General features: G+C 73.9%; 11 protein-coding genes. 7 read left to right on the top strand and 4 right to left on the bottom strand.

All coding sequences use genetic code 11. The annotated features are described in order from the left end of the window. The first annotated feature begins 40 nt into the window (after positions 1 to 40). The 4 genes from ABD329_RS05210 (at position 41) to ABD329_RS05195 (ending at position 4,022) form a co-directional block, all read left to right on the top strand. Entirely contained in the window at positions 41 to 1,309 is a 1,269-nt protein-coding gene (locus tag ABD329_RS05210) for an NAD(P)/FAD-dependent oxidoreductase (RefSeq protein WP_344316013.1), read from the top strand. 95 nt (positions 1,310 to 1,404) lie between these two features. Then, complete coding sequence (locus tag ABD329_RS05205) at positions 1,405 to 1,863, top strand: SRPBCC family protein (RefSeq protein WP_198282028.1); 459 nt, start codon at positions 1,405 to 1,407, stop codon at positions 1,861 to 1,863. A gap of 160 nt (positions 1,864 to 2,023) precedes the next feature. Beyond that, positions 2,024 to 2,803 carry an IclR family transcriptional regulator gene (locus ABD329_RS05200; RefSeq protein WP_198282029.1) on the top strand — a complete coding sequence of 260 codons (780 nt, stop codon included), beginning with the start codon at positions 2,024 to 2,026 and terminating at the stop codon, positions 2,801 to 2,803. A 103-nt stretch (positions 2,804 to 2,906) separates the two neighbouring features. Next, on the top strand, positions 2,907 to 4,022 hold the full coding sequence (locus ABD329_RS05195; protein ID WP_344316012.1) for a PP2C family protein-serine/threonine phosphatase: 1,116 nt from the start codon (positions 2,907 to 2,909) through the stop codon (positions 4,020 to 4,022). 65 nt (positions 4,023 to 4,087) lie between these two features. Here ABD329_RS05195 and gdhA read toward each other — a convergent pair whose 3' ends face one another. Next, complete coding sequence (gdhA, locus tag ABD329_RS05190) at positions 4,088 to 5,434, bottom strand: NADP-specific glutamate dehydrogenase (RefSeq protein WP_198282258.1); 1,347 nt, start codon at positions 5,432 to 5,434, stop codon at positions 4,088 to 4,090. 393 nt (positions 5,435 to 5,827) lie between these two features. Between gdhA and ABD329_RS05185 the strand changes: the two genes are divergently transcribed. Further along, complete coding sequence (locus ABD329_RS05185; RefSeq protein ID WP_198281855.1) at positions 5,828 to 6,604, top strand: ABC transporter ATP-binding protein; 777 nt, start codon at positions 5,828 to 5,830, stop codon at positions 6,602 to 6,604. After that, positions 6,601 to 9,210 (top strand): FtsX-like permease family protein, encoded by a 2,610-nt coding sequence (locus ABD329_RS05180; RefSeq protein ID WP_198281854.1) that lies wholly within the window; start codon positions 6,601 to 6,603, stop codon positions 9,208 to 9,210. The genes ABD329_RS05185 and ABD329_RS05180 overlap by 4 nt, the downstream gene beginning before the upstream one ends. A 193-nt stretch (positions 9,211 to 9,403) precedes the next feature. On the opposite strand, the gene ABD329_RS05175 is transcribed toward ABD329_RS05180, so the two are convergent. Both ABD329_RS05175 and ABD329_RS05170 read right to left on the bottom strand, forming a co-directional pair. After that, a complete protein-coding gene (locus ABD329_RS05175) occupies positions 9,404 to 10,081 on the bottom strand; it encodes a response regulator transcription factor (RefSeq protein ID WP_198281862.1) in 678 nt (225 codons plus the stop codon). Then, positions 10,069 to 11,235, bottom strand: coding sequence for a sensor histidine kinase (locus ABD329_RS05170; RefSeq protein ID WP_198281861.1), 1,167 nt, complete (start codon positions 11,233 to 11,235; stop codon positions 10,069 to 10,071). Before ABD329_RS05170 ends, ABD329_RS05175 begins: the two co-directional genes overlap by 13 nt. 195 nt (positions 11,236 to 11,430) lie before the next feature. Between ABD329_RS05170 and ABD329_RS05165 the strand changes: the two genes are divergently transcribed. Further along, on the top strand, positions 11,431 to 11,598 hold the full coding sequence (locus ABD329_RS05165) for a hypothetical protein (RefSeq protein WP_198281860.1): 168 nt from the start codon (positions 11,431 to 11,433) through the stop codon (positions 11,596 to 11,598). A 16-nt stretch (positions 11,599 to 11,614) separates the two neighbouring features. On the opposite strand, the gene ABD329_RS05160 is transcribed toward ABD329_RS05165, so the two are convergent. Next, positions 11,615 to 12,046 carry a hypothetical protein gene (locus tag ABD329_RS05160; RefSeq protein ID WP_198281859.1) on the bottom strand — a complete coding sequence of 144 codons (432 nt, stop codon included), beginning with the start codon at positions 12,044 to 12,046 and terminating at the stop codon, positions 11,615 to 11,617. Positions 12,047 to 12,108 lie beyond the last annotated feature (62 nt).

Here is a 12,108-nt window from a genome sequence, read left to right as displayed (position 1 = left end):
CCCCGATGATGGCGTTTCATCCATGGGAAGGAGCGCATCCGTGCCCACTGCCATCGGTCCGTCCCGCCCACCGCGCAGCGCCGTCGTCATCGGTGCGGGCATGGTCGGCCTCGCCACCGCCTGGTCGCTGCGGAACCACGGCATCGAGGTCACCGTCGTGGAACGGCGCCACCCCGCGGCCGGGGCGTCCTGGGGGAACGCCGGCTGGCTGTCCCCCGCCCTGACGCTGCCGCTGCCCGAACCGGCGGCGCTCCGCTACGGGCTGCGCAGCCTGGTCTCCCCCGGGTCGCCCGTCTACATCCCGCCCCGGCCCGACCCCCGGCTCGCCCGCTTCCTGCTCACCTTCACCCGGAACTGCACCCCGCGCCGCTGGCGGGTCCTGGCCGCCACGTTCGCCACGCTGAACCGCCATGCGCTGGACGCGTACGACGCGCTCGCGGCGGACGGCGTCGCCGAGCCGACCCGGCCCGCCGAGCCCTGTCTGATCGCGTTCCGCACCGCGGCCGAGCGCGCCGCGATGGCCGAGGAGCTGGAGCACGCCCGCGCGGCCGGTTTCCGAATCGCGTACGAGCGGATCGACGGGGACCGGGCCCGGGCGCTGGAGCCCGCGCTGGGCGACGGCGTCGGCGCGGCCGTGGAACTCCACGGCCAGCGCTATCTCAACCCCGGTAACTTCGTCCGCGCCCTCGCCGACGCGGTGCGCAAGCGCGGCGGCGAGATCCTGGAGCGTACGGAGGTGTCCGGTGTCCGGGACCTCGGGCGGGCGGGCGTGGCCGTCACCACCTCCGGGGGCCAACTCCGCGCGGACGTCGCCGTCGTGGCCACCGGTGCCTGGCTGGACCCGCTGGTCCGCCCGTTCGGGGTCCGGGTGCCGGTCCAGGCCGGACGCGGTTACAGCTTCAGCGTCCCGGCCGAGGGCGCCCCCACCCGCCCCACGTATCTGGCCGCCCAGAAGGTCGTCTGCACCCCGCTGGGCGAGGGCCGGGTGCGGGTCGCCGGAATGATGGAGCTGGCCCCCGCGGACCGGCCGGTGGACCCGCGCCGCATACAGGCGATCATCGCGGCGTCCCGGCCGCTGCTGCGGGGCATCGACTGGGAGGCCCGTACGGACACCTGGGTCGGCGCCCGCCCCTGCACCCCGGACGGGCTGCCCCTGATCGGCCCGACCGGCTCGCCGCGCGTCTACGTCAACGGCGGGCACGGCATGTGGGGCGTGGCCCTCGGCCCGCTCAGCGGACGGCTGCTGGCGGACGCCATCGCGACCGGCGCCTCCCCGGCCGAACTGGCCCCGCTGCACCCCCTGCGCTGAGCGGATCCGCTCAGCGCAGCCCGCTCATGTTTCGGCTCGGCGGTCCCGGAAACCCGGCGTGGTGCGCGACGCGACAACGTCGAAAGGAGTCACCGATGAGCACCGTGCGGGAGTCCGTCGAGGTTGGGGTTCCGCTCCACACCGCGTACAACCAGTGGACCCAGTTCACCGAGTTCCCGAGGTTCATGGAAGGCGTGGACCAGGTCACCCAGGTGGACGATCGCCATAACCACTGGGCGACCTCCATTGCCGGTGTGCACCGGGAGTTCGACACCGAGATCGTGGATCAGCTTCCCGACGAGCGCATCGCCTGGCGCACCACCTCCGGTGATGTCCAGCAGCAGGGCCTGGTCACCTTCGAGCCGGTGGACGAGCGCCACACCCGGGTCAATCTGGCCCTGGTCTTCGAGCCGAGCGGAATGGCGGAGAAGGCCGCGGAGATGACCGGGACGCTCGACCGGCGGGTGAAGGGGGACCTGCGGAGGTTCAAGGACTTCATCGAGCGGCGCGGTGAGGCGGAAGGCGCCTGGCGCGGCCGGATCTCCCCCGGCTGACCGCGGCGCACCGACGCGAACCGAACCGAACAGAACCGATCCATAAGCCCGCGAGGGCGCCGACCGCACCGGTCGGCGCCCTCGCGGGCGTCTCCGTGGAGATCGGATCCAGCGAGATCAGATCTTGCTCATCCGGTCATATCAGGGGCAAGCTGGATGTATGGGTGCTCAAACGGCGCCTACGCTGATCTCATCCGTTCAGCGGGCTTTCCGCTTGATGGAGGCAGTGGGCGCGCACGAGGGCGGTGCGCCGGCCAAGCGGCTCGCCCGGGAGACCGGGCTTCCGCTCGCGACCACGTACCACCTGCTGCGGACGATGGCCCATGAGGGCTATGTGTCCCGGCTGGACGACGGCGGCTTCGTGATCGGTGACAAGCTGCGCGCCCTCGAGGCCGGGAGCCGTGAGCAGGCGATGCTCGCCCGGGTCCGGCCCACTCTGGCAGCGCTGCGCGACGAGCTCTCCGCCGCCGCGTATCTCACCTTCTACGACGACGGCGAGATCCGGGTCGCGGACATCGTCGACGGCCCGCAGGCGCCCCGGGTCGATCTGTGGGTGGGGTGCGAGGACGCCGGGCACGCCACCGCGCTGGGCAAATGCGTACTGCGCGAACTGGACGACGACGCCCGCCACGACTACCTCTCCCGCCATCCGCTCGTCGATCTCACCCCGCGCACCGTCACCCGCTCCGACGATCTGCTGCGCCGCCTCGACTCCCCGACCGGAAGTCCCCTGGTCGCGGACCTGGAGGAGTACGCACTGGGCACGGTCTGCTTCGCGGTGCCGATCTACTACGGGGACCGGCTCGGCTCGCTCGGGGTCTCGCTGCGGGCGGACCGGCTGGCCCGGCTGGCGGAGATGGATCCGCACCGGGAGCTGTTCCGGACCCGCCTGGTGCCGACCGCGAGCCGGGTGAGCAGGAACCTCTCGCTCACTATCTGAAAACGCGGGCCTTGCGGAACCTATCGAATCGCTGTTTCTCTGGGTGAAACGGACATCCCCGGTATCACTTGCCCTTGTGGACAGAGAGCAGCGAAGCAGTTTCATGTTCCCGGCCCGACTCCGCCCGTACGACCCGGACCAACCGGACAGCACCGGGCTCATAGCCCCCGCGGTCCCCGTCATCATCATCTGTGGTGTGGCCCTGCTCGCCCTCGTCACCTCGGAGGGGCTGGCCTGGCTGCCACTGCTCGCCGTCGGGCCGGCGCTCGCCGCCGCACACTGTGGACCGCACGGAGTGATCCGGATCGGGGTGCTCGCCGTGGTGGTGGGCGCGCTGCTGGGCGCCCAGGGCGACGAATCGGTGCGCACCCAGGCGATCCTGCTGGCCACGCCCGCCGCCGTGGCCCTGGCGAGCTGTGGGGCCAGCGCCCTGCGTAGACGCCGTGAGAGGGTCCTCGCCGCCGTCCGCTCGGTCGCCGAGGCCGCCCAGAACGCCCTGCTCACACCGGTGCCCGCCCGGGTGGGCCAGTTCCAGGTGGCGGTCCGCTACAGCGCCGCCGCCGCGGAGGCCCGGGTGGGGGGCGATCTCTATGCCCTGCTGCCGACCCCGCACGGGGTCCGGCTGATCGTCGGCGACGTACGCGGCAAGGGGCTGCCCGCGGTGAGCACCGCCGCCCTGGTGCTCGGCGTCTTCCGCGAGGCCGCCTACGACGAGCCGAACCTGCTCGACGTCGTGGCCAGGATCGAGCGCAGCCTGTCCCGCAACCTGGCGCCCGACGACTTCGTCACCGCCGTGGTCGCCGGATACCCCAGCGAGGGCCGTATGGAGATCGTCAACTGCGGACACGCCCCGCCGCTGCTGGTCGGCGAGACCGGCATCATCGCCATCGAGCCCACCCGCCCGGCCCCGCCGCTCGGCCTGGCCTCCCTGGGCGGCGAACTGCCCAGCCTCCAGGTGGTGCCGTTCGCCGAGGGCGACCAGCTGCTGCTCTACACCGATGGTGTCATCGAGGCGCGGGACCGCGGCCGGGAGTACTTCCCGCTGCTGGAACGGGTGCCGCGGCACATCTGCGACGAGCCGTCGCGCACCCTCGCCTCGCTCCACGACGAACTGCTCTCCCATGTGGGCGGTCGGCTCCACGACGACGCGGCGCTGCTGCTGCTCCGCAAGCCGGTGCTGGGCGCGGTGCGCAGGGTGGTGGATGTGCCGTCGGCGTGAGCGGACGCGCCGTCGGCGTGACCCGTGGTCCGCATGACCCGCTCGGCGCCTCCGGCCAGATCGGCTCAGACGACGCCCTGGGCGGCCATCGCCTCCGCCACCCGCACGAATCCGGCGGCGTTCGCGCCCAGCGCGTAGTCGTCGGGGGAGCAGCCGTAGCGGTCGGCGGTGGTCCGGCACAGGGTGTGGACCTCGGTCATGACGGCGGCGAGACGGGCCTCGGTCTGGGCGAAGGTCCAGCGCTCGCGGGAGGCGTTCTGCCGCATCTCCAGCGCGGAGGTGGCCACCCCGCCCGCGTTGGCGGCCTTACCGGGGCCGAAGAGCACATCGGCCTCCCGGAAGATCTCGATCGCCGCCGGGGTACAGGGCATGTTGGCGCCCTCGGCCACGGCCATCACACCGTTCTTGACCAGGGCGATCGCGCTCTGCTCGGTCAGCTCGTTCTGGGTCGCGCAGGGCAGCGCGACCTCGCAGGGCAGCTCGAAGACCGAGCCGCGGCCGGAGAAGACGGCGCCCGGCTTGGCGTCGGCATAGGCGGAGATCCGCTGCCGCCGGACCTCCTTGATCTCCTTGAGCAGCGCGAGGTCGATACCGTCCGGGTCGACCACATGGCCGGAGGAGTCGGAGCAGGCCACCACCCGGCCACCGAGGGCGTGGACCTTCTCGATGGCGTAGAGGGCCACATTGCCGGAGCCGGAGACGACGACCGTAAGGCCGTCGAAATCCCTCTCGCGGGTGAGCAGCATCTCCTGGACGAAGTGGACGGTGCCGTACCCCGTGGCCTCGGTACGCGCGGGTGAACCGCCCCAGGCGACCGGCTTACCGGTCAGCACACCGGCCTCGAAGCGATTGGTCAGCCGCTTGTACTGGCCGAAGAGATAGCCGATCTCGCGGGCGCCCACCCCGATGTCCCCGGCCGGTACGTCGGTGTGCTCGCCCAGGTGGCGGTGGAGTTCGGTCATGAAGGACTGGCAGAACCGCATGACCTCGCCGTCCGAACGCCCCTTGGGGTCGAAGTCCGCACCGCCCTTGCCGCCGCCGATGGCGAGGCCCGTCAGCGCGTTCTTGAAGATCTGCTCGAAGCCGAGGAACTTCACGATGCCCAGATCGACGCTGGGGTGGAAGCGCAAGCCGCCCTTGTAGGGGCCCAGCGCGCTGTTGAACTCCACCCGGAAGCCCCGGTTGACCTGGACCTCGCCGTCGTCGTCCACCCATGGCACCCGGAACACGAGCTGCCGCTCCGGCTCGCACAGCCGCTCCACGATCCGGGCCTCCAGATACTCCGGATGCGCGTCGAGCACGGGGGCGAGGGCCGGCAGCACCTCGCGCGCCGCCTGGTGGAACTCGGACTCCCCGGGGTTGCGGTGCACGATCTGCGCGTAGACGGCCTCGATACGGGCGCTGACGTCCATGGGTGCGTGATGCCTCTCTGTGGGCTTCTGTCTCATATGCCGGTCCTGCGGGGGTCCAGGATCTTGTCCCCGGCGAGGTTCACCATGGCGGCGCGCCCGGGGAGTCGCCCGCGAACCGGGAAGACCGGGCGTTCAGACCGCTGGAGGACCGGGGAAGACCGGGGCTTCAGACCGCTGGAGGACCGGGGAAGACCGGGGCTTCAGACCGCTGGAGGACCGGGGAAGACCTGCGGCGATCGAGAGGTGGTGGAGCCAGCTCCACCCCCGGCCCGGAGTCCCGTACCCCTCCCGGTACGGGACCGCGCTCTCTCCCGCCCGCCCGCGCCCGTTTCTAGCGTTCTTCGTGACCGGCGGACCCGTTTGATCCGCCCGGCGCGACGGAGGGGCGGAGAGATGAACCGGCAGTGGCGCGGCCGTACGACGGCCACCGCGGAGCGGACGGGGACCTGGCACCACGCGCTGGCCCTGGACGGGGTCACCCGGGAGTACCAGCCGGGGACCGTGGCGCTGCACCCCATCCATCTGACGGTGGAGCGCGGACGGTTCCTCGCGGTGATGGGCCCCTCGGGATGCGGGAAGTCGACCTTGCTCCAGTGCGCCGCCGGGCTGGACCGGCCGACGGCGGGCGCGGTGCGCATCGGCGGCACGGAGCTGTCCTCGCTGAACGAGGCGGCGCTGACGCGGCTGCGGCGGGAGCGGATCGGCTTCGTCTTCCAGGCGCACCACCTGGTGCCGTCGCTGAGCGTCGCGGAGAACGTCGCCCTGCCGCTGATGCTCGGCGGCCACAGCGTCGACGGCCGGGATCTGCGGGCCCTCGCGGCGGTCGGGCTGGGGGACCGGGGCGGCACCATGCCGTACGAGCTGTCCGGTGGGCAGAGCCAGCGGGTGGCCATCGCCCGCGCGCTGGTGACCTCGCCCGACATCGTCTTCGCCGACGAGCCGACCGGGGCGCTCGACCCCGCCGCCGCGGAGGAGGTGCTGACGCTGCTGCGGCAGGCCGTCGACCGTGACGGCCATACGGTCGTCATGGTCACCCACGACCCGTTCGCCGCCGCCCGGGCCGACGAGGCGCTGTTCCTGATGCGGGGGAAGCTGGTCTGGCGGCAGGAGCGGCCGGAGGCGGCCGACATCCGCCGCGTCCTCAAGGACCTGGGAGGGCGGACCGCATGAAGGTGGCCGCCCTATTGGCCGCGCGCGCGACCCGTGCCCACCGTAAGGCGTGGACCGCGGTCTTCGCCGCGCTCGCCCTCACCTCCCTGCTGCTCGGCGCCTTCGGGCTGACGCTCGTCTCCGCCTGGAGCGCGCATCCACGGGCGGAGCGGTACGCCGGGGCCGATCTCGTGGTGGCCGGCGACCAGAACACCCGCTTCAGCGCGACGTCCCTGGGCGACCGCGAGACCGCGAGCGCCGGGCTCACCGAGCGGGTCCGGATCCCCCGGACGGCGCTGAGCGTGGTGCGAGGGGTGCCCGGGGTGCGGACGGCCGTCCCCGACACGGAATTCCCGGTGGGCCTCGCGGACCGGCCCGCCACCGGCCGCCCCTGGGAGACCGCCCGTCTGGCGCCCTACGCACTGCGGACGGGCCGCGCCCCGGAGCGGGCGGACGAGGTGGTGGTGGGCGACGGGGCGGGCCGTGGCGGCGCGGGCGGTGTCGAGGCGGGCCGTGGCGGCGCGGACGGTGACGGGGCGGACCGTGTCGGCGTGGGCCGCCTCGGCGAGCGGCTGACGCTGCGCGTGGGCGGCCGGGACGCGGCGTACACCGTCGTGGGCGTCGCCGACGGCCCCCGTACGGCCGTGTGGTTCACCGGCGCCGAGGCCCGGCGCCTGTCCGGCCACCCGGAAACCCTGGACGCCATCGGAGTCGTCGCCGAACCCGGCACGGGCCGGGCGGAGCTGGCCGGACGGGTGCGGAAGGCCCTGGACACGGCCGGTGTCACCGACGTCGGGCACCGCGCGGACGGCGACCCGGCCGCCGTGCGCGTGCTGACCGGAAGCGAACGGGGCGAGGCCGAGTTCCTGGCGGCCCCGCCCGCCCGTGGCGAGCTGCTGGCGGCGCTCGGCTCCGTGGCCGGAGCCGTCGTCCTCGTGGCGCTGCTCGTCGTGTCGTCGACCATCGTCCAGGCGCTGCGTCAACGCTCCCATGAACTCGGTCTGTTGCGCGCGGTCGGCGCCACACCCGGGCAGCTGCGCGGTGCGGTGGGCCGGGAGGTCGGGCGGGTCGCGGCCTGGGCGGCGCTGGTGGGCGCCGCCGGGGCGGCCCCCGCGTACCTGGGGCTGCGCGCGCTGCTGGCAGCGCGGGGCGCGCTGCCCACCGGGCTCGAGCTGACGCTGCCCCCGCTGCTGTGGCCCGCGCCCCTGATCACCGCCGCCGTCACCGTCCTGGTGGCCCGGATCGCGGCGCTCATCGGCTGCTCCAGGACCGCCACGGCGCGTCCGGCGGAGGCGCTGCGCGAGCGGGCACCCGGCAGGGCACGGGGCATCACCGGTCTTGTGCTGCTGGGCGTGGGCGCGAGTTCGGCCGGAACGGCCGCCCTCCAGCAGGGCGCGACCGCGGCGGCCGCGGCCGGTGCGGCGGCGGTGACGATGGTGATCGCCTGCGCGGTGCTCGGGCCGTGGATCGCCGAGGGGGCGATGCGGCTGCTCGGCGCACCGCTGCGGCTGTTCGGGCCCGGCGGCCGCCTCGCCGCCGCCAACTGCGCCGCGTCCGCCCACCGGCTGGGCGCGGCGATCACCCCGATCGTGCTGGTCACCGCGTTCGCCGGGGTTCAGCTCTCCGGCGGCGCGACGATGACCCACGCGGCGGACGCCCAGGCCCGCCAGGTGCTGCGCGCCGACTTGGCGGTGCGCGCGGACGGCGGCCTTACGGCCGGTGCGGTGGAGCGCGTCCGCGAGCTGCCCGGGGTGCGGGCGGCGACGGAGGTCGTCCCCGGCGCGGTGCTGCTGGCGCGCAGCGAGCTCGGCTCGCCGGAACTCGAGCGGCTGCCCGTCTTCGGTGTCACCCCGGAACGGCTGACGCGCACGCTCGACCCGGGCGTCCGGAACGGGGACCTCGCCCGGCTGCGCCCCGGCACGGTCGCCATCGGCGCCGACCGCGCGGACTCCCTCGGCGCCCGGCCCGGCTCCACGGTGACCCTGCGGTTCGGTGACGGCCAGGAGGCGCGGCTGCGGGTCGTGGCGACGTACGAACGCTCCATCGCGCTCGGGGACTTCCTCCTCTCCCGCGATGAGCTGCTGCGCCACACAGCGATGCCCGGCGCGGGCCGGATCCTGGTCTCGGCCGAGCCCGGTGCCGACCGTAAGGCGCTCACGAAGGCCCTGGCGCGGGCGGTTCCCGGGGCCCGGGTGGAGCGGGACCCGGCGCCCGTAAGGGGCGAGGCGACGGGCGAGGCGCTGGCCGAGGTGGTGTCGGTGGCGGTGGTCGCGGCGATCGGGGCCTTCACGGTGATCGCCGTCCTGAGCACCCTCGCCCTCATCGCCACCGGACGCCGCCCCGAACTGCGCCTGCTCCGGCTCGCGGGCGCGGGCCGCCGCCAACTGCGCCGCATGCTACGGCTGGAGGCGGCGGCCACGGTGGTGACCGGCCTGGTGGTGGGCGCGGCCGTGGCGTCCGTACCACTCCTGGCCTTCAGCGCGGCCACGGCGGGCACCCTGCCGTACCTCCCGCCGGTCCAGGCCGCGGCGATCGTCACGGTGGTCGTGGCGACGGCGGCGGGCTCACTCCCACCGGTGTGGGGAACGCTGCGGGGACGCTACGTCCCCAGCCCCTCCGGAGATTGAGGGTTCCTTTCCAGCCCCTCCGGCGATTGAGGAGCGGGGACCGGGGCGGAGCCCCGGCGGGGGGGAGGGGGCGGAGCCCCCTCTTTCGGGAAGGGGCGGGGCGGGGAAAGCCACGGCGCACGCGGCCGCGAACGCCGCCGCGGCCGCGATCCCCGCCGGGGCCGAGACCCACACCGCGCTCGGCCTCACCGCCTCACCGCCTGTCCGCCGACTCCCCCGTGCTCGTCGCGCCCTTGTTGAGATACGCGAGGACCGCCAGCACCCGCCGGTGCCCGCTGTCGCTCGGCGGCAGGCCAAGCTTGGCGAAGACATTGCCGATGTGCTTGCTGACCGCGCGTTCCGAGACCACCAGCGTGCCGGCGATCGTCGCGTTGTCCCGGCCCTCCGCCATCAGGTGCAGCACCTCGCGTTCGCGCGGCGTCAAGGAGTCCACCGGATCGTCCCGGCGCCTGGTCATCAGCTCCTTGACCACCTCCGGGTCCAGCGCCGTACCGCCCGCGACCACCCGTTCCAGCGCGTCCAGGAACTCCTCGACCCGCCCCACCCGGTCCTTCAGCAGATAGCCGAGCCCGCTCGCCCCATCGGCCAGCAGCTCAGCCGCGTAGGTCTCCTCGACGTACTGCGAGAGCACCAGCACCGGCAGACCGGGCATCTCCCGCCGCGCCGCGAGCGCCGCGCGCAGCCCCTCGTCGCGGAAGCCCGGCGGCATCCGGACGTCGAGCACGGCCGCGTCCGGGCGGTGTTCGAGGAGGGCGGGCAGCACCTCGGGGCCGCTGGAGGCGACGGCCACCACCTCGTGCCCGGCGGAGTTCAGCAGCAGGACCATGCCCTCCCTCAGCAGAGCGTTGTCCTCGGCGATCACCACACGCACGGCAGCTCCACTTCGATCAGCGTCGGCCCCCCGACGGGGCTGGTCATCTCCACGGTCCCGTCGAGCGCCGCGACCCGGCGCCGCATGCCGAGCAGCCCGCTGCCGCCCGAGGGATCGGCCCCGCCCCGCCCCTCGTCCCGTACCGCGACCCTCAACCTATCGGGCATCCGGACGAGGCCGACCGACGCCTGCCGCGCCCCGCTGTGCTTGGCCGCGTTGGTCAGCGCCTCCGCGATCACGAAGTACGCGGCCGCCTCGACCGCCGCCGGGGCCCGCGGCCCGTCCTCCACCCCGTCGTCCCGTACGGACACCTCGAGCCCGCTGCCCGCCGCGAGCGCCCGTACGGCGCCGACGAGCCCGCGGTCGGTGAGGATCGGCGGATGGATGCCGCGCACGACATGGCGCAGCTCGGTGAGGGCCTCCTCGGCCTGGTCCTGCGCGTCCGCCAGCAGCTTGTGCGCCGCGTCGGGGTCCTTCTCGTACGCGCGCCGGGCCAGCCCCACCCGCATCGAGAGCGCCACCAGGCGCGCCTGCGCACCGTCGTGCAGATCCCGCTCGATGCGCCGCAGTTCCGCCCCGTGCGCGGCGACGGCGCCCGCCCGGGTCTCGGACAGCTCCGCCACCCGCTCGGCGAGCCGGGCGCTGCGCAGCGCCTCCGGCGACGGCAGCAGCAGCGCCCGCGACCACGCCGCGTCGAGGTCCACCAGCCGCTCGATCAACGGCAGCACCACGGCCCGTCGCTTCAGCAGCCCGCACCACACCCCGTCGACGAGCAGCCCGATCACCCACACCGGCATCGCACAGCAGGCCAGCAGCCAGCCGTAACCCGCGTGGGCCACCAGCCAGCGCAGATCGCGGTACGTGGCCGGATCCCCGACCGCCGCCCGCGCCCGCGCGAACGCCTCCCCGGTCAGCGGCCGGTACGCCTCGGGCACCGGCTCGCCGGTCCAGGCACCCACCAGCCGCCGCTTGTACCCGGCCGTCCTGCGCAGCAACAGCACCGACTCGGGCAGCACCCCGGCCCCCACGACGGTGGCCATGGCCACGGCGGCGAAGATCACCACCCCGATGGACAAGTACGAGGCCAGGGCCAGCCCGGCCGCTCGCAGCAACTCGACCGAGGCCCACCCCGCCCGCCGCACCGTCTCCCGCATGGCCGTCAGGCTAAGCGACCGGCCGGGCCCGCGGGAGCGGAGTGCGCCGGTCGGCAGGCGAATCGGTGGGGTGTAGCCCGCTACACCATGGATCCGGGGGTGTGACCCATCGAGCGGGCGAGGCGAACCCGGAATCGTAGACCTCGGCAAACGAAGCCCCGGCCCGCCGAGGGCCCCTCCGAAGGGAACCCCCTGATGAAGTCCCTGCTCTGGCTGGTCCTGGCCCTCGCCGCCACCGTGAACGTCGCCTCCAGCTTCGCCTTCGGCGGCATCGAGCAGATCCTGGTCAGCAGCGTCACCGGCCTCACCGCCATCGCCGCCGCCACGGCCCTCTACCTGACCCGCGCCCGCCGCACCGCCTGAGCCGGTGCCCCGGCAGCTACCCCACCTCGGACATCCCCCGCCACCACCGACTGTCCGGAGCGTCCACGCGAACGGTCCTGGCCCTCGCCGTGATCTTGGCGTCGAGGGCCAGGACGAGCCCCCGCAGTTCGCGCGCGCTCTTCTTGGGCAGGGCGTGGAGCGCGGTCTCGAGGAAGTCGCGAAAGTGTCCGGGATCGCAGCCACACTCGTACAGCTCGCACCGAGGCCCCAGGAAAGGGTCGGTCAGAGCTCTGAGCGGACCGTGGGCCAGGGCTCTCCAGTGCCAGAAGGCTTCCTCGACGGCCTCGGGCCAGAAGCGGGTGCGCTCGAGCCGACGCAGATCGGCGGCGCAGGACCCCGAGAGACGGTCGATCGGCGGATACCGCCGACGCCTCGGGAGACGGACCGGAATGTCGCCCCGCAGGGCTGATGGGCGCCTACGCGGCATGGCCCTTTCGACAGCTGGTCATGGCGGTCAACGTACCGCCCACGAAGGGCGGTCGGCCAAGC

It is taken from the genome of Streptomyces javensis (assembly GCF_039525925.1).
Classification (GTDB): Bacteria; Actinomycetota; Actinomycetes; order Streptomycetales; family Streptomycetaceae; genus Streptomyces; species Streptomyces asiaticus.
This window is presented reverse-complemented; position numbering and strand designations above follow the sequence as displayed.

What these genes read in the sequence shown, in the direction of transcription:
- ABD329_RS05170 (WP_198281861.1), bottom strand. Translation starts at nt 11,235, where the DNA reads ATGCGGGAGACGGTGCGGCGGGCGGGGTGGGCCTCGGTCGAGTTGCTG.
- ABD329_RS05205 (WP_198282028.1), top strand. Translation starts at nt 1,405, where the DNA reads ATGAGCACCGTGCGGGAGTCCGTCGAGGTTGGGGTTCCGCTCCACACC.
- ABD329_RS05200 (WP_198282029.1), top strand. Translation starts at nt 2,024, where the DNA reads ATGGGTGCTCAAACGGCGCCTACGCTGATCTCATCCGTTCAGCGGGCT.
- ABD329_RS05165 (WP_198281860.1), top strand. Translation starts at nt 11,431, where the DNA reads ATGAAGTCCCTGCTCTGGCTGGTCCTGGCCCTCGCCGCCACCGTGAAC.
- ABD329_RS05180 (WP_198281854.1), top strand. Translation starts at nt 6,601, where the DNA reads ATGAAGGTGGCCGCCCTATTGGCCGCGCGCGCGACCCGTGCCCACCGT.
- ABD329_RS05160 (WP_198281859.1), bottom strand. Translation starts at nt 12,046, where the DNA reads ATGCCGCGTAGGCGCCCATCAGCCCTGCGGGGCGACATTCCGGTCCGT.
- ABD329_RS05195 (WP_344316012.1), top strand. Translation starts at nt 2,907, where the DNA reads ATGTTCCCGGCCCGACTCCGCCCGTACGACCCGGACCAACCGGACAGC.
- gdhA (WP_198282258.1), bottom strand. Translation starts at nt 5,434, where the DNA reads ATGGACGTCAGCGCCCGTATCGAGGCCGTCTACGCGCAGATCGTGCAC.
- ABD329_RS05185 (WP_198281855.1), top strand. Translation starts at nt 5,828, where the DNA reads ATGAACCGGCAGTGGCGCGGCCGTACGACGGCCACCGCGGAGCGGACG.